This window comes from Bacillus litorisediminis, assembly GCF_022808645.1.
Taxonomy (GTDB): domain Bacteria; phylum Bacillota; class Bacilli; order Bacillales; family JC228; genus Bacillus_BF; species Bacillus_BF litorisediminis.
Genome location: NZ_JAKZKT010000025.1, coordinates 1 through 15,421, shown reverse-complemented (window position 1 = coordinate 15,421; position 15,421 = coordinate 1). Strand labels below are relative to the sequence as shown.

The window sequence follows — 15,421 nt, the reverse complement described above, 5'->3', positions numbered from 1 at the left end:
AAATATTTGTAAATAACGAAAAAACGAAAGGTTAAATAGATAGAGAATAAATACAATGCTTGGCCACAGGGGGCAAATCGGATGGAAAGGGTTATGAGAAATTTTTTTCTTTTTATAGCGAAGAATAAGTCATTAACAAAGCTAGCCAGAAAATATGGATTGCGGTTTGGCGCCAGCCGATTTGTGGCAGGAGAAACAATCGAAAGAGCAGTCCAGGTTATTAAAGACTTAAATGAAAGCGGTTTACTGGCAACAGTTGACTATTTAGGCGAATTTGTTGATAACGAAAGTGAAGCAAATCAAATGGCTGAGCAAACGATTAAGACCATCAAAGCAATCGGCGAGGAAAAACTGGATGCTCAGCTTTCGTTAAAATTAACTTCATTAGGTTTAGATATTTCGGATGAAATCGTCTTAAATAATATGCAAAAAATTTTAGAGGAAGCTGGTAAGTACGGAGTGTTTGTAACGATTGATATGGAAGACTATTCTCGTTGTGAAAAAACGTTAATGCTATTTAAACAGTTAAAGACCCAGGTGAACAATGTAGGTACTGTCTTGCAGGCATATTTATACCGGACCGAATCTGACCTCCATGATTTAGATGCATATGAGCCGAATCTCCGCTTAGTGAAGGGTGCGTACAAAGAATCCGATGAAGTCGCATTTCCTGAAAAAAAAGATGTGGATGAAAACTATAAAAAATTAATTCAGATTCATTTGTTAAACGGCCATTATACGGCAATAGCGACTCATGATGATGCGATCATTGATTTCACAAAAAAATTTGTGAAAGAGCATCAAATTCCTCTTGATCAATTTGAATTTCAAATGCTTTATGGCATTCGCCCGGAAAAACAACTTGAACTCGTAAAAGAGGGATATAAAATGCGTGTTTATGTTCCATTCGGTACAGACTGGTTCGGATATTTTATGAGAAGACTTGCTGAACGACCTGCCAATGTGGCGTTTGTGTTAAAAGGGATGTTTAAAAAATAAGACAAATTGCGCTTGGCTTTTATGTATGCCAAGCGCTTTATTTTTGTACATTTTTCCCGTTCTGCATTGAAGTCAGTTAAGGCTTTCTATATTGATTGTTTTGGCTGTTTACTTTTCCGCCACCGTCATTTTCTACAGTAGGACCAGCGTTTCCTTTAACACTAGCTGCACTTACCCCTCTTTTGGATGGATTCTTTTTTAGCCTTGCCACCATCATCACCTCCTAGAGGATAGTGTTGCCTAAATGGGGGGGAATATTTGAAATGCCGATTTCTAAAATTTTTGATAATTATATTGCAGGTAGATTAAAAATTTTATATAGTAATAGAAAAGAAAGCAATTTATTTTTTTTGAAGCAAAAATGAATGAACATTCATTCAAAAAATGTGTCAGCAATTAATCATGTGTCTCATGCTTTGTCGAATATGTTTGTAGTACGAGGGAATCTATTAAGTACCTATGGTGAAGGAGGAAAAGATTCAATGAAGCAAATTAAAAAGGCCGCCGTTATAGGCTCTGGTGTAATGGGATCCGGAATCGCAGCACACCTGGCAAACATCGGAATACCCGTTACTTTGTTTGATATGGTCCCTAAAGAGCTATTAGAGAACGAAAAAAAGAAAGGGTTTACATTGGAGCATCCGGAAGTCCGCAACCGGATTCCGCGGACTGCTATTGAGAAATTAGTCACGACAAAACCAGCTCCTCTCACCTCAAAAAAGAGTTTAGCTTTAATTGAGCCGGCTAACCTTGAAGATGACTTGGAAAAACTTCGTGAGGCTGATTGGATTATCGAAGTCGTCGTTGAAAATCTGGCTGTTAAAAAACAAGTGTTTGCAACCGTTGATCAATATCGTAAACCTGGAAGCATCGTTAGTTCCAATACATCGGGTATCTCCGTTGAAGCAATGTCCGAAGGGCGTTCGGATGATTTTAGAAAGAACTTTTTAGGTACTCACTTTTTTAATCCGCCTCGCTACTTAAAGCTATTAGAAGTGATTCCAACTAAAGCGACGGATACTGACGTGGTTTCTTTTATGAAGCAGTTTGGCGAGGATGTGCTAGGAAAAGGAGTTGTAATAGCAAAGGATACACCTAATTTTATCGCGAACCGAATCGGGACTTATGGTCTCCATATTACCCTCTTAGAAATGCAAAAAAGACAGTTTTCAGTTGGGGAGGTTGACTCGATAACAGGACCTTTAATTGGAAGACCTAAAAGTGCAACATTCAGAACTTTAGATGTAGTCGGACTCGATACATTTGTTCACGTTGCCAACAACATTTATGAACAAGTATCAGGAGAAGAAAAACAAGTTTTTGAAGTTCCGGCCTTTTTGAAGGAAATGGTTCAAAAAGGCTGGACCGGTGCAAAAGCAGGACAGGGGTTTTATTTGAAAAAAGGCAAGGAGATCCTTGAACTGAATCCGGTCACGTTTGAATACGAGGAGAGAAAATCACTTCAATCTCCAGCAGTTGAAATGGCAAAACAACAAAAAGGAACAGCTAACAAATTAAAAACACTTGTGTATGGAAATGACCGGGCATCTGAACTCCTCTGGAATATCTTAACTCCAGTTTTGCTATATTCTGCAGAATTACTGGGAGAGATTGCAGACACGATTGTGGAAATAGACCGGGCGATGAAATGGGGATTCGGCTGGGAGCTGGGACCCTTTGAAACATGGGATGCCATTGGTGTTGAAAAATCGATTTCCATAATGAAACAACAAGGTAAACAAATACCTAGCTGGGTTGAAAATATGCTCCAACAGGGTCATACCTCTTTTTATAAAGAAGAGAATGGCGATCTTTTCTACTACGACGGAGAAGGTTATCAAACAGTAAAGACAAACCCAAAGGAAATCAATTTAAAACAATGGAAAATAAAGCATGGTGTTATTAAAAAGAACACGGGTGCCAGTTTAATTGATTTGGGTGATGGCGTAGCTTTACTTGAATTTCACTCAAAAAGCAATGCAATTGGCCTTGATATTATGGAAATGATTCATTACGCCATTGATGAAGTCGAAAAAAATTACAAAGGTCTCATTATTGGAAACCAGGGCAAAAATTTCTGTGTCGGGGCTAATATTGCATTAATGCTGATGGAAGCACAAGATGATAACCTCTTTGAATTAGATATGGTTGTCCGCAAATTCCAGCAAGCCATGATGAGGATTAAGTATTCACGTAAACCAGTTGTAGCAGCGCCGTTTAATATGGCGTTAGGCGGCGGTGCAGAAGTATCATTGCCGGCTGATCATATTCAAGCATCAATGGAAACGTATATGGGTCTCGTTGAAGTAGGGGTCGGCCTGATTCCTGGCGGAGGCGGAACGAAAGAGCTCTATATCAAACACTTGCAGGGAATTCCAAATGGAGTCGAGTTTGACCTGCAAAAGGTGGCAAACAAAGTATTCGAAACCATCGCAATGGCAAAGGTGTCAACCTCTGCAGAAGAGGCTCGTGAAAACAATTTCCTAAGTCCGTCTGATGGAGTAAGCGTAAATCCGGATCACCTCATCTATGATGCAAAGCAAGCTGTTCTTGCTATGGATGCCAAAGGCTATAAACCAAGAGTTAAAAGGAAAATACCAGTGGTTGGAGAGACTGGTTATGCCACACTTTTATTAGGAGCTCAGGCTATGCATAAGTCAAGGTATATTTCCGACCATGACCTATTGATTGCAAAAAGATTAGCCTATGTTATTGCTGGGGGCAAGGTTCCGTTCGGCACAGAAGTAGACGAAGAATACTTACTCAATCTAGAGCGTGAAGCTTTCATAAGTTTAATCTCACATCCGAAAACACAAGCACGGATGCAGCACATGCTGTTAAAAGGAAAACCATTACGCAATTAACATAAAAGGGGGAGGAAGACATGAGAGAAGCGGTCATCGTTGCTGGTGCGAGAACACCCGTCGGAAAAGCGAAGAAAGGGACTCTTGCCCATGTCCGGCCAGATGATTTAGGTGCACTGGTTGTGAAAGAAACGTTAAAAAGAGCGGGCAATTATGAAGGAAATATCGATGATCTAATCTTTGGCTGCGCGATTCCTGAAGCAGAACAAGGATTAAATATGGCTCGAAATATCGGAGCATTAGCGGGACTGCCATATCAGGTTCCGGCGATCACCATAAATCGCTACTGTTCATCAGGACTGCAAGCAATTGCTTATGGGGCGGAAAGGATAATGCTAGGATCTTCGGACACGATTATAGCCGGCGGTGCTGAATCTATGAGTCTTGTTCCGATGATGGGCCATGTAACACGGCCCAATGCAAGACTTGCTGAAGAAGCGCCGGAATATTATATGAGCATGGGACATACAGCTGAAGAGGTCGCACGTCATTATGGCGTTTCAAGAGAGGACCAAGATGCGTTTGCCGTCAGAAGTCACAGGAGGGCAGCAGCCGCGATTGCATCAGGAAAATTCAATGATGAAATTGTTCCTGTTGATGTCACCATTAGACGTGTAACAAATCAACACAAACTCGAAGAAAAACAAATCAGGTTTGAGGTGGATGAAGGGGTTCGCCCAGACACTACTGCAGAAGTTTTAGCCAAGCTTAAGCCAGCGTTCGCGGCCCAGGGTTCAGTGACAGCGGGAAATTCTTCACAAACCAGTGATGGAGCAGCTGCGGTGATGATTATGGATCGTGAAAAAGCTGATTCATTAGGACTCAAGCCGTTGGCTCGTTTTCGTTCCTATGCAGTTGCTGGTGTTCGGCCGGATTTAATGGGCATCGGGCCCGTTGAAGCGGTTCCGAAAGCTTTAAAAATAGCCGGATTAGGCTTGAGCGATATTGGTTTAATCGAATTAAATGAAGCCTTTGCTTCTCAGTCGATCCAGGTTATTCGTGAACTTGGCATGGATGAAGACATTGTCAATGTAAATGGCGGGGCCATTGCCTTAGGTCACCCGCTTGGATGTACAGGTGCGAAATTAACACTTACCTTGATCCATGAAATGAAGCGGCGTCAAGTCCAATTCGGTATGGTTACCATGTGTATGGGCGGCGGAATGGGAGCTGCCGGGATATTTGAGCTAGTACAGTAGGAGTAAGATCTGGGTTTAGGATTTTGAAGGTTGAACTTGCAGGGGTATGGGTTCATATAAAGTTTGAATTCTTAAAAAACAATTATGTTTAAATGAGGGGAGAATTTTACATGGCGAAGCAAATGGATGCGGTGGTAAAAGGCGGAAGTTTTATTTTAGATGAGTTTCGCGCAGATCAAATTTTTACACCAGAGGATTTTACCGAAGAACATAAAATGATTGCCAAAACAACCGAGGACTTTGTAAATAATGAGGTTATGCCTCAAGTTGAATATCTAGAGAAGCATGAGTTTGACCGTTCTGTCAAATTACTGAAACAAGCAGGAGAACTGGGATTATTAGGTGCAGATGTTCCAGAGGAGTATGGCGGATTAGGGTTAGATAAAGTCAGCTCTGCTTTGATTGCGGAAAAAATGGCAAAAGCGGGGGGCTTCTCTGTGTCACATGGTGCACATGTGGGAATTGGATCTCTTCCCATCGTTTTATTTGGAACGGAGGAGCAAAAACAAAAGTATCTTCCTGCTTTAGCTACTGGAGAAAAGTTAGCTGCGTATGCTTTAACAGAGCCTGGGTCCGGTTCAGATGCCCTTGGCGCAAAAACGACCGCTAAATTAAACGAAGCGGGAACTCATTATATTTTAAATGGAGAAAAGCAATGGATTACAAACTCTGCGTTTGCTGATGTTTTTGTCGTATATGCAAAAGTCGATGGCGAGCACTTTTCAGCTTTTATTGTTGAAAGGGAGTTTCCAGGTGTATCAACGGGTCCTGAAGAAAAGAAAATGGGGATCAAAAGTTCTTCAACAAGAACACTGATTCTACAAGATGCCCAAGTACCGGTAGAAAATCTTTTGGGTGAAGTGGGCAGAGGCCATGTGATTGCCTTTAATATTTTAAATATTGGCCGCTATAAGTTAGGTGTCGGTACAGTAGGTGGCTCGAAACGAGCATTGGAAATCACCATTCAATATGTGAATCAGCGGAAGCAATTTAAAACACCGATTTCAGGCTTTAACTTAACTAAAGAAAAATTAGCCACGATGGCTTCAAAACTTTATGCAGCAGAATCTTCTGTATACCGCACTGTCGGATTATTTGAAGACCGGATGAGCCAGCTAACCGAAGAACAAATTAAAGATGGTAAAGAGGTTGCGAAGTCTATTGCAGAATATGCAATTGAATGCTCATTAAATAAGGTATTTGGTACGGAAACATTAGACTATATTGTAGACGAAGGGGTACAGCTCCACGGCGGGTACGGTTTTATGAGCGAGTATGAAATTGAAAGAGCTTACCGTGATTCCCGTATTAATCGGATTTTTGAAGGAACGAACGAAATTAACCGTCTTCTTGTTCCGGGCACGTATTTGCGCAAGGCGATGAAGGGAGAACTGCCATTGCTGCAAAAAGCACAGGCGCTTCAAGAGGAGCTAATGATGCTAATGCCAGAGGAGCCAGGTGATGAGCCGCTAGCGCAAGAAAAATATCTTGTGAAAAACGCAAAGAAAATTGCACTTATGATTGCAGGGCTGGCTGCACAAAAATTCGGTCCGGCGTTGGAAAAAGAGCAAGAAGTATTAGTGAATATTGCGGATATTGTGTCTAATGTATATGCAATGGAATCTTCTCTATTGCGTACGGAAAAAGCAATTAACAAAGAGGGTCTTGACAAAGCAAAGCAAAAACTTCTGTATACGCAAATTTTCTGCCAAGAAGCCTTTAACGAAATTGAACAGCATGCAAAGGAATCTCTAATCGCGATCGAATCAGGAGATACTTTAAGGATGATGCTTTCGGCTTTAAGAAAATTCACAAGACATACACCAATCAATGTAATCCAAAAGAAACGGGAAGCCTCAGAAAAATTGATTGCGGAAGAAAAGTATGTAATTTGATGTATGACGGGAGAACCGTCTGACTATTTACCTCTGATTGGAAGCCGCCCCTTCGGGAATGAGGCGGCTTTTCACTTTTTAACATTGAAACAGAAGAACCGTCCCTCTGTTTCTTCCTCTGTTTCTTGTTTTATTTGTGGTAAGCTATTGTTGTACAAGCTTACTTTATGAGGTGATGAAAATGGCATTAACTTTTTATGGGTATCCGAAGTGCGGGACGTGCCGAAATGCAGTCAAGTGGCTAGAGGCACATAATATTCCATACAACTATGTTGATATTGTGGAAGATACGCCTTCTAAGGAAAAAATAAAGGAACTGTACCAGAAAAGCGGATTAGAGTTAAAGAAGTTCTTTAACACGAGCGGGATGAAATATAAAGAGTTGGGAATTAAAGATAAGCTGAAGGTAATGTCAGAAGATGAGCAGTTTGAACTATTAGCCTCTGATGGCATGCTATTGAAGCGCCCAATTGTAACGGATGGCGAGAAAGTGACAGTAGGCTTTAAAGAAGATCAGTTCGAACAAGTTTGGAAAAAATAAAGGACATCTTGCTTTTTTTAGCATATCTGTGTCATGATAACGTTAAACAATACATATTTGGAGGTAGAACCGTGAGTACGCCAAAAGATCTTCGTTATACAAAAGAGCATGAGTGGGTAAAACTTGAAGGGGATAAAGTAAGAATTGGGATTACTGATTTTGCTCAATCTGAGCTTGGAGACATTGTTTTCGTAGAGCTTCCAGAGGTTGGCGATGAAATTACTGCCAACGATCCGTTCGGAAGTGTTGAGTCTGTTAAAACAGTTTCGGAACTTTATGCTCCTATCTCAGGCAAAGTGGTAGAAGTCAATGAAGAACTTAGTGACAGCCCTGAGTTCGTCAATGAATCACCATATGAAAAAGCGTGGATGATCGTTGTTGAACTATCTAATCCTTCTGAAGTAGAAGAGCTGATGACAGCTGAGCAATACGAGGAAATGATTAAAGAAGATTAATAATCTCAGGCACTTGAACTTTGATTCAAGTGCTTTTTAATATTCCAAACAAGAAAATCCTTCTCCTGAATGGGACCTTTCATCTTTGCCATACTAAGAATAGAAAGGTGGGAGTCAAGTGAGTTTACAATCTGCAAAAAGAGATATTACAGACCAGGTGATAGGAAAGCTGCATGGAGATCATATCGATCTTTATTTAGAAAATGAGAAAATTGGGACGATGAAGGTTCCAAGCGATCAGGCAACATTTGAGCTTGCTTCTCATTATAAAGTGGAAAATCAAAAAATTTATCAAAACTATACATCAGTTGCCGAGCCTGGTGCAAAATATACAGACTGTGACCAAGAAGGCGGATGGTGTTAAGGAAAGCTGTACGATAGCTTTCCTTTTGTTTTCTAATAAAGAGAGTGTTTAGTTTTTTTGTAATGTAAGAAAGCATAAAATTTTTGCAAAGACGTAAATTCGACGCAGTTAAAATTATTAGGAATAAAGTACGACGGGCAGGTGACATAAGTCAAGCGATACATTAGGGCGTGGCGTTTCGAGCGTGAACGGTGCAACTATGCACCACGCTTCGCCTTACTGCTTGCCAATCGGCGAGTTTTCTTTATAAAATTTAAGAAAAATACAGGCAACCTCGATATAATCCTATGTATAATAAGAGAAAGAAGCTTTACTAAGTTAACGTAAAAAGGTGATGGTCATGTGGGAGGAAGAGCCGAACAAAGTCTTAATCGTAGAAGGGACGTCGGATAAACGAAAGGTTGAATCGATCATTAGAGAACCGCTTGACATTATTTGTACGAATGGAACCTTAAGTCTGACACGTTTAGATGAATTAGTGGATTCTCTTTATGACAAAGAGGTATACATTTTAGTCGATGCAGATACAGCCGGTGAAAAATTACGAGGTTTGTTTAAACGAGAATTCCCAGAAGCCCGTCATTTATATATCGACAAAATGTATCGGGAAGTGGCAAATGCACCAACGTATCATTTGGCATCCATTTTATTAAGTGCTAATATCGATGTCGACGCCAGATTTATTCCGATTTGACAATTGGGATCAAAGTGGCCAATTTTGGCAAAAGGATGTTTATACATGCAATCACTCAATAGAGAAGAAGCCCTATCTAAAATCAATCATACTGATTCATATTTGCTCTTTCTCTATACACCAATGTGCGGAACGTGTCATGTTTCCGAAAAAATGCTGGCTGTTGTGGAAGAAATGGAGCAAGACCTTCCAATTGGAAAGACGGATATCAATTATATACCTGAAGTCGCAGAGTCTGCGAAAATTGAAAGTGTGCCCTGTTTATTATTTTTAAAAAACGGCACAATCCAGCAAAAGCTGTATGCATTTCAAAATGTTCCTTACCTTTATGAAAAAATTAAAGCCTTTCAAAGAAAAGACCGGTGAAAACACCGGTTTTTTTATTGGCAAAACCCGGTCATAGGTGGAACCGTTCAAATCGGTTTATATCCGACCAGCTATGGTCGCTATTCTTTATGTATTCAGAAAAGTGAAATTTCCTAAAATGTTGATTTTCCCATTTACATAATCTTCCGGAGTTCTTATGATAAGGTAGAGATTAATAATTCGAAAGGCGAAATTTCTAATGGCATTTATGAACGAATGGGTCCGTCAATATAAAGCATATCATCGAAACGTAAAGCTTGCCCAAGCCGCTAATATTCTTTCAAATATTGGAATGGGCATCTTTATGGTTATTTATAATTTTTATATTCGCGAGCTAGGGCTTAATGAGCAGGTAAATGGACAAGTGATTGCATTGACTTCTCTAGCTACAGCAGTGGTATTAATACCGGCTGGGATTATTAGTGACCGTACAAGCAGGAAAAAGGTTATGATCGTTGGCTCCCTTATGGCTGCCGTTTCCTTACTGTTTCGGGGACTTCTTGAAATGGAGACGTTGTTGCTTCTGTTTGCTTTTTTGACGGGAGGGTTCATGGCCTTTTTTCAGGTTTCAGTTGTTCCTTGGTTAGCTGAAAACTCGACATCTCAAGAACGGGTCCATTTATTTAGCTTTCACTTTGCGGTTATGACCGCTTCGAATGTTATTGGCTATCTGATAGGCGGAGGGCTTACAGACTTTCTTTCTCTATTCATGTCAGAATTATTGGCGATCCGCTGGACTCTTCTATTGGGCAGTATCATTTTTCTTGTAAGTGTCATTCCTCTTTTTCTATTAAAAGAAACTGCAAAAATCAAGAAAAATAAATCAGATAAAAGAATGCCCTCGATCCAAACTTGGAAGGAAAAGAAAAATAGTTTAATTCTAATAGCTATTTTTGCTTTTTCTCAGCTATTAATTGGATTTGGAGCTGGCCTGGTAATTCCGTATCTAAATTTGTATTTTGCCGATCGATTCCAAGCTAGTCCTTCGATTGTAGGACTTATTATATCTGGAGGGCAGGCTGCAACGGCCATTGCCATGTTTATAGGCCCATTTTTTGTAAAAAAGGTAGGGGAAATCAAAGCGGTTTTCTATCTTCAGCTCTTATCCCTTCCGTTTTTGTTGATAACAGCTTATACTCAGCACTTATGGGTTGCCGGGGTGGCCTTTTTATTTCGCCAGGCCCTTATGAATGCAGGGAATCCGATTCAGGCATCCCTTGTAATGGGAAAGGTAGATAACGAGATGAAAGGGCTGGCTAACTCAGTCAACCAAATGGTCTTCAATTTAGGCTGGGCTGTCATGGGTCCTGTTTCTACCGGAATCGTTATGCAATACGGTTCTTATTGGGGATATGCGGCAGTATTCTCAATAACAGCTGTATTGTATGTGGTCGGTTCCTTTTATTTCTTTTTCATGCTTAGAAGTTCCTTTTTTGAACGCCTTGCCAATACGCAAAAAGTCGAAGTTAGTAATACAGCGGGGTAAGTTGTCGAACGTTTACAAAAGGATATTTCTCCCTTATAACAGAAAACTTAATGTACATATATAAGTTCGTAAAAGGGGGAGTATTCAAATGAAAGAGAAAGTTTTATCATGGCTGGACCGGTTAGAAGACCGAACTGATTTACATTTGCTCATTCCTCCATATCAAACGTTTGTCTCTATTGAATGGGATGAAGAGAAAATAAGCTTTGTCCTTGCCAAGGACCAATGCAAAAAAATAGAATCAGAGATAGAACCGGATGTAGCATTACGCGGAAATCCTCAATCGATTCAAAAGCTTCTGGCAGGAACGGAAATGCTTCAAAACTTATATAAACAGAAAGAAATCAGTATTAAAGGAAAGTATCGGACAGTTCTGTTATTAGAATCTCTTTGTTGGTTAAATAAGTCATAGGTTTTTTGCAATTTTTTATTTGACATGTGAAAAACACCGTGATACTATAACTCTCGTATTCTTTTTAAGATAATGAAAAATTGAATAATCAGCTGTTTTCTCTTATCGAGAGAGGTGGAGGGAAGTGCCCAATGAAACCCGGCAACCGTCAATGAGTGTATTGAAATGGTGCCAATTCACGCAAAGCAAGATGCTTTGAGAGATGAGAGGAAGGAAGTTTACATCATATGTAAAAGCCTTTCTGCTCATTTATGTGCAGAAAGGCTTTTTTAGTAAACAGCAGTGGGGTCAAATTGGAAAAAAGTACTCTTCCATCTGACTGCTAAACTGATTAAATTTATACGAATACTAAGGAAAAGGGAGGGTGAGCTGAATTGATCTCGATTCAAAAGGTATCCAAGTTTTTTAAATCGAAACATGGCACGATTACGGCAGTAAACGATGTAAATATCGACATTAAAGATGGTGAGATTTTCGGTGTGATTGGCTATAGCGGTGCCGGTAAAAGTACACTTATTCGAATGCTGAATGGTTTGGAAAAACCTACCCGCGGAGAGATTCAAGTAGGCGATAAAACCATCTCATCCATCAAAGGGAAGGACTTACGCCTGGCCAGACAGAAGATCGGAATGATCTTTCAACACTTCAATTTACTATGGTCAAGAACCGTTTTTGATAATATAGCTTTTCCATTAGAAATCGCAGGTATTCCAAAAAAAGAAAGGACCGCCAAAGTCAATGAACTCATTAAGCTTGTAGGACTCGAAGGCAGGGAGAAAGCCTACCCTTCTCAGCTAAGCGGCGGCCAAAAACAAAGAGTCGGAATTGCAAGAGCACTGGCGAATAATCCGAAAGTGCTTTTATGTGATGAAGCCACTTCGGCACTCGACCCGCAGACAACCGATTCCATCCTTGAATTACTAGTTGATATAAATGAAAAACTAGGGCTAACGATTGTTTTGATTACACATGAGATGCATGTGATTCAAAAAATTTGCCACCGCGTTGCGGTAATGGAAGCGGGTAGGGTGGTTGAAATTGGTTCTGTATTAGATGTGTTCAAAAATCCTCAGCAGCCGGTAACTAAGCGATTTGTCCAGCAGGTAACTGAACCTGAAGAAGCGCTTGAAACGATTGAGCATTTAATTAAGCAATATCCCGAGGGAAAAATTGTGAAGCTGTCCTTTGTCGGTGAAAGTGCCGAGAAACCGGTCATCACCTCTATTATTCGCGATTTTCCGGTTACCGTTAATATCCTGCAGGGGAAAATTTCGCACACGCAACATGGTTCCTATGGATCGTTATTTATCCATTTAAACGGGACTGACCACGATATCGCACAGGTCCTAAACTTTTTAGAGAAAGAACAGGTAGGGACGGAGGTGTTAACAAATGCTTAGCACATGGTTCCCTAATGTAGACTGGGAGAATATGTGGGTTGCGACAGAAGAAACGTTATATATGACAGGAATATCTGTTGTATTTACCTTTATATTCGGAATTTTGCTTGGGTTATTGTTATTTTTAACATCTAAAGGAAATCTATGGGAAAACCGGCTGATTCATGTGGTGACATCCGGATTTGTTAACATATTTAGATCGATCCCTTTCATCATATTGATTGTGTTATTACTAGGTTTTACAAAACTTTTAATGGGGACTGTTCGCGGACCCAACGGTGCACTTCCGGCTCTCATCATTGGATCGGCACCATTTTATGCGAGGATGGTCGAAATTGCCTTTCGCGAAATTGATAAAGGCGTTATAGAAGCAGCCCGTGCCATGGGGGCGAGAACCTCCACAATTATTTGGAAGGTGCTGCTTCCAGAGTCGATGCCGGCATTAGTTTCAGGAATTACTGTCACTGCGATAGCTCTAGTAGGGTATACAGCGATGGCAGGGGTTATTGGCGCTGGAGGGCTTGGAACATTAGCCTATTTAGATGGGTTCCAAAGAAGCCGGGAAGACGTGACTTTAGTAGCCACGATTCTAGTATTAATTATTGTGTTTGTCCTCCAATTTATTGGAGATTTTATAACAAAAATTTTAGACAAAAGATAAGGAGAGACAGAAATGAAAAAATGGTTTTCACTCATACTAATTTTGGCTTTTGCTCTTGTCTTGGCAGCTTGCGGTACGGCAAACAATGAAAACGAAGGTGCAGAAGGCAATGGAGATGCAAATAATGATGCAGCAGAAGAAAAAGCAACATTGGTAGTTGGGGCGTCTAACGTACCTCACGCGGTTATTTTGGAGCAAGCGAAACCGATTCTTGCTGAAAAAGGAATTGAGCTTCAAATTGAAGAATATACCGATTATATTTTTCCAAACCAGGATTTAGATAATGGAACATTGGATGCAAACTACTTCCAGCACATACCTTATTTAGAAGCACAGATTGCTGAACATGGCTATGAATTCGTAAATGCAGGCGGAATTCATATTGAGCCGATTGGCGTTTATTCTAAAAAATATGACAGCCTTCAAGATCTGCCAGAAGGTGCTGTGATAATCATGAGTAACTCTATTCCAGACCACGGCAGAATTCTAACTATGCTGGAACAAGAAGGTCTTATCAAGCTAGATGAAAATGTAGATAAAACTAAAGCAGAGATCAAAGATATAGTCGAAAACCCAAAGAATCTTCAGTTTGAATATGATTATGAAGCAGCATTACTTCCACAATTGTATGAAGAAGGTGAAGGGGACGCAGTTTTGATTAACTCTAACTACGCAATTGATAATGGACTTAATCCATTGGAAGATGCGATTGCCCTTGAAGATAAAGATTCTCCATATGTAAATGTAATCGCTGTTCGCAAGGGTGATGAAAACTCAGAAGCAATTCAAACATTAGTTGAGGTTCTTCGTTCTGAAGAAATTCAAAACTTTATTTTAGAAGAATATAGCGGTGCCGTTGTGCCGGTATCCGGTGAATAATGGATGTGAAATCCCGTATCTGTCTTTGCAGATGCGGGATTTTTTCATGCGGAGGTGCAGGGTCCTTTCATGTAAGGGTGAATGAAGGACAAAAACGGATAAAATCATGGCGGAAATGTCCATCATAAGGTTGACAAAATATGTGGAAGGCAGAGTATAGTCTTTTACATAGGAAACCTAAGAACAAAATCCCTTAAGCGTATATTATATATCCGCCTGCTCCATACTACCTATGAAATCTTACCCCGAACGGAGTGAAGCAATTGGAACAAAATCAAACAAGAAACTCAGTTACAGATTCACTTTACGCATATAAGGTTGGGCTGGGAGCTTATACCGAAAAAATGCCTGATCTTGTTCATCGGTTTCATGAATTTACACAAACGTGTTTTCAGGAAGGAACTCTAAGCCAAAAGCAAAAGCAGCTGATTGCACTGGGAATTAGTCTTTATTCACAAGATGAATATTGTATTATTTACCATACAAAGGGCTGTCTGGATCAGGGGTGTTCCGAGGAAGAAATTTTAGAGGTAATTGGTGTTACCGCTGCGTTTGGCGGCGGTGCTGCTTTAAGCCAAGGAGTTACCCTTGTGCAGGAAGCCATCAAAGAACTTGGTCAGCAAATGCATTAAGCTCCTATAAATTAGGGGCTTTTTATATGGTCTGCCTTTTAAATGGAGGAATTAAGGAGAAATGTATGAATCCGGGAGGTCACCTTCCTACATTCCGACTGATGGCTGAATAGGAAAGAATTTGCCGTTATTTCAAAATTGTCGGCAACACTTCCCCATGATAAGATGATATCCGTATTTGAAAAAATGAAAGGATTGATTCATTATCCAAGCTCTTCAATTAAGGGTTACTGCTGAAATGGAAAAGGCGATGTTTCAAGCTCATGGAATTGGCTATGAGGTTTATTGCCAAAAGCATGACGTGAGAATGAGAGTAGAAAAGAAGCGGGAACAGGAATATATCAAAAGCAGACATATGCTGGCCCATCTAGATCATTTTGCAATAAAATCATAGATTATACAGTAAATATTGGCAACCAGTCTATTCCTTTAAATAGACTGGTTTTTTTGTATAAATGAAAACCATACGCTAGGCGTATGGTTCCGGAAAGCTTATAGCGATGTATTAAAAAAAGCCCACTCCTGGTGTTACAATAAATTTTGGTTCGCCAACCAAATTTATGTAACAAGGAGG

The 15,421-nt window shown here is 40.2% G+C and carries 17 protein-coding genes and 1 riboswitch; of the genes, 16 read left to right on the top strand and 1 reads right to left on the bottom strand.

The window, feature by feature from the left end:
- The first annotated feature begins 81 nt into the window (after positions 1-81).
- Positions 82-999 carry a proline dehydrogenase family protein gene (locus tag MLE14_RS13485; protein ID WP_243298911.1) on the top strand — a complete coding sequence of 306 codons (918 nt, stop codon included), beginning with the start codon at positions 82-84 and terminating at the stop codon, positions 997-999.
- Positions 1,000-1,075: 76 nt separating this feature from the next.
- On the opposite strand, the gene MLE14_RS13480 is transcribed toward MLE14_RS13485, so the two are convergent.
- Positions 1,076-1,210 carry a YuzL family protein gene (locus MLE14_RS13480; RefSeq protein WP_243298910.1) on the bottom strand — a complete coding sequence of 45 codons (135 nt, stop codon included), beginning with the start codon at positions 1,208-1,210 and terminating at the stop codon, positions 1,076-1,078.
- Positions 1,211-1,481: 271 nt separating this feature from the next.
- Here MLE14_RS13480 and MLE14_RS13475 point away from each other — a divergent pair, with 271 nt between their 5' ends.
- From MLE14_RS13475 to MLE14_RS13405, 15 genes are all read left to right on the top strand, one after another.
- Positions 1,482-3,863, top strand: coding sequence for a 3-hydroxyacyl-CoA dehydrogenase/enoyl-CoA hydratase family protein (locus MLE14_RS13475; RefSeq protein ID WP_243298909.1), 2,382 nt, complete (start codon positions 1,482-1,484; stop codon positions 3,861-3,863).
- 20 nt (positions 3,864-3,883) lie between these two features.
- A complete protein-coding gene (locus tag MLE14_RS13470) occupies positions 3,884-5,062 on the top strand; it encodes an acetyl-CoA C-acetyltransferase (protein WP_243298908.1) in 1,179 nt (392 codons plus the stop codon).
- Positions 5,063-5,172: 110 nt separating this feature from the next.
- Entirely contained in the window at positions 5,173-6,957 is a 1,785-nt protein-coding gene (locus MLE14_RS13465) for an acyl-CoA dehydrogenase family protein (protein ID WP_243298907.1), read from the top strand.
- Positions 6,958-7,138: 181 nt separating this feature from the next.
- On the top strand, positions 7,139-7,498 hold the full coding sequence (locus MLE14_RS13460; RefSeq protein WP_243298906.1) for an arsenate reductase family protein: 360 nt from the start codon (positions 7,139-7,141) through the stop codon (positions 7,496-7,498).
- A gap of 71 nt (positions 7,499-7,569) precedes the next feature.
- A complete protein-coding gene (gene gcvH / locus MLE14_RS13455) occupies positions 7,570-7,953 on the top strand; it encodes a glycine cleavage system protein GcvH (protein WP_243298905.1) in 384 nt (127 codons plus the stop codon).
- A gap of 118 nt (positions 7,954-8,071) precedes the next feature.
- Entirely contained in the window at positions 8,072-8,317 is a 246-nt protein-coding gene (locus tag MLE14_RS13450; protein WP_243298904.1) for a YusG family protein, read from the top strand.
- Positions 8,318-8,657: 340 nt separating this feature from the next.
- Entirely contained in the window at positions 8,658-9,011 is a 354-nt protein-coding gene (locus MLE14_RS13445) for a toprim domain-containing protein (RefSeq protein ID WP_243298903.1), read from the top strand.
- Between the two features lie 45 nt (positions 9,012-9,056).
- The gene (locus MLE14_RS13440) at positions 9,057-9,377 is read left to right on the top strand and encodes a thioredoxin family protein (RefSeq protein ID WP_243298902.1); all 321 of its coding nucleotides are present in this window, start codon (positions 9,057-9,059) and stop codon (positions 9,375-9,377) included.
- 199 nt (positions 9,378-9,576) lie between these two features.
- Complete coding sequence (locus MLE14_RS13435; protein ID WP_243298901.1) at positions 9,577-10,863, top strand: MFS transporter; 1,287 nt, start codon at positions 9,577-9,579, stop codon at positions 10,861-10,863.
- Positions 10,864-10,951: 88 nt separating this feature from the next.
- Positions 10,952-11,275, top strand: coding sequence for an SCP2 sterol-binding domain-containing protein (locus MLE14_RS13430; RefSeq protein ID WP_243298900.1), 324 nt, complete (start codon positions 10,952-10,954; stop codon positions 11,273-11,275).
- Positions 11,276-11,374: 99 nt separating this feature from the next.
- Positions 11,375-11,484: riboswitch (SAM riboswitch) on the top strand.
- A gap of 165 nt (positions 11,485-11,649) precedes the next feature.
- On the top strand, positions 11,650-12,675 hold the full coding sequence (locus MLE14_RS13425; RefSeq protein WP_243298899.1) for a methionine ABC transporter ATP-binding protein: 1,026 nt from the start codon (positions 11,650-11,652) through the stop codon (positions 12,673-12,675).
- Positions 12,668-13,336: a methionine ABC transporter permease gene (locus MLE14_RS13420; protein ID WP_243298898.1), complete on the top strand. Its 669-nt coding sequence runs from the start codon at positions 12,668-12,670 to the stop codon at positions 13,334-13,336. The genes MLE14_RS13425 and MLE14_RS13420 overlap by 8 nt, the downstream gene beginning before the upstream one ends.
- Before the next feature lie 12 nt (positions 13,337-13,348).
- Positions 13,349-14,215 (top strand): MetQ/NlpA family ABC transporter substrate-binding protein, encoded by an 867-nt coding sequence (locus MLE14_RS13415; protein ID WP_243298897.1) that lies wholly within the window; start codon positions 13,349-13,351, stop codon positions 14,213-14,215.
- 263 nt (positions 14,216-14,478) lie between these two features.
- A complete protein-coding gene (locus MLE14_RS13410; protein ID WP_279326398.1) occupies positions 14,479-14,847 on the top strand; it encodes a carboxymuconolactone decarboxylase family protein in 369 nt (122 codons plus the stop codon).
- A gap of 238 nt (positions 14,848-15,085) precedes the next feature.
- Positions 15,086-15,241, top strand: coding sequence for a hypothetical protein (locus MLE14_RS13405; RefSeq protein WP_243298895.1), 156 nt, complete (start codon positions 15,086-15,088; stop codon positions 15,239-15,241).
- Positions 15,242-15,421: the final 180 nt, after the last annotated feature.

Coding starts and splice junctions, on each gene's coding strand:
- MLE14_RS13485 (WP_243298911.1), top strand. CDS start 82: ATGGAAAGGGTTATGAGAAATTTTTTTCTTTTTATAGCGAAGAATAAG.
- MLE14_RS13475 (WP_243298909.1), top strand. CDS start 1,482: ATGAAGCAAATTAAAAAGGCCGCCGTTATAGGCTCTGGTGTAATGGGA.
- MLE14_RS13470 (WP_243298908.1), top strand. CDS start 3,884: ATGAGAGAAGCGGTCATCGTTGCTGGTGCGAGAACACCCGTCGGAAAA.
- MLE14_RS13465 (WP_243298907.1), top strand. CDS start 5,173: ATGGCGAAGCAAATGGATGCGGTGGTAAAAGGCGGAAGTTTTATTTTA.
- MLE14_RS13460 (WP_243298906.1), top strand. CDS start 7,139: ATGGCATTAACTTTTTATGGGTATCCGAAGTGCGGGACGTGCCGAAAT.
- MLE14_RS13445 (WP_243298903.1), top strand. CDS start 8,658: ATGTGGGAGGAAGAGCCGAACAAAGTCTTAATCGTAGAAGGGACGTCG.
- MLE14_RS13440 (WP_243298902.1), top strand. CDS start 9,057: ATGCAATCACTCAATAGAGAAGAAGCCCTATCTAAAATCAATCATACT.
- MLE14_RS13435 (WP_243298901.1), top strand. CDS start 9,577: ATGGCATTTATGAACGAATGGGTCCGTCAATATAAAGCATATCATCGA.
- MLE14_RS13430 (WP_243298900.1), top strand. CDS start 10,952: ATGAAAGAGAAAGTTTTATCATGGCTGGACCGGTTAGAAGACCGAACT.
- MLE14_RS13420 (WP_243298898.1), top strand. CDS start 12,668: ATGCTTAGCACATGGTTCCCTAATGTAGACTGGGAGAATATGTGGGTT.
- MLE14_RS13415 (WP_243298897.1), top strand. CDS start 13,349: ATGAAAAAATGGTTTTCACTCATACTAATTTTGGCTTTTGCTCTTGTC.
- MLE14_RS13405 (WP_243298895.1), top strand. CDS start 15,086: ATGGAAAAGGCGATGTTTCAAGCTCATGGAATTGGCTATGAGGTTTAT.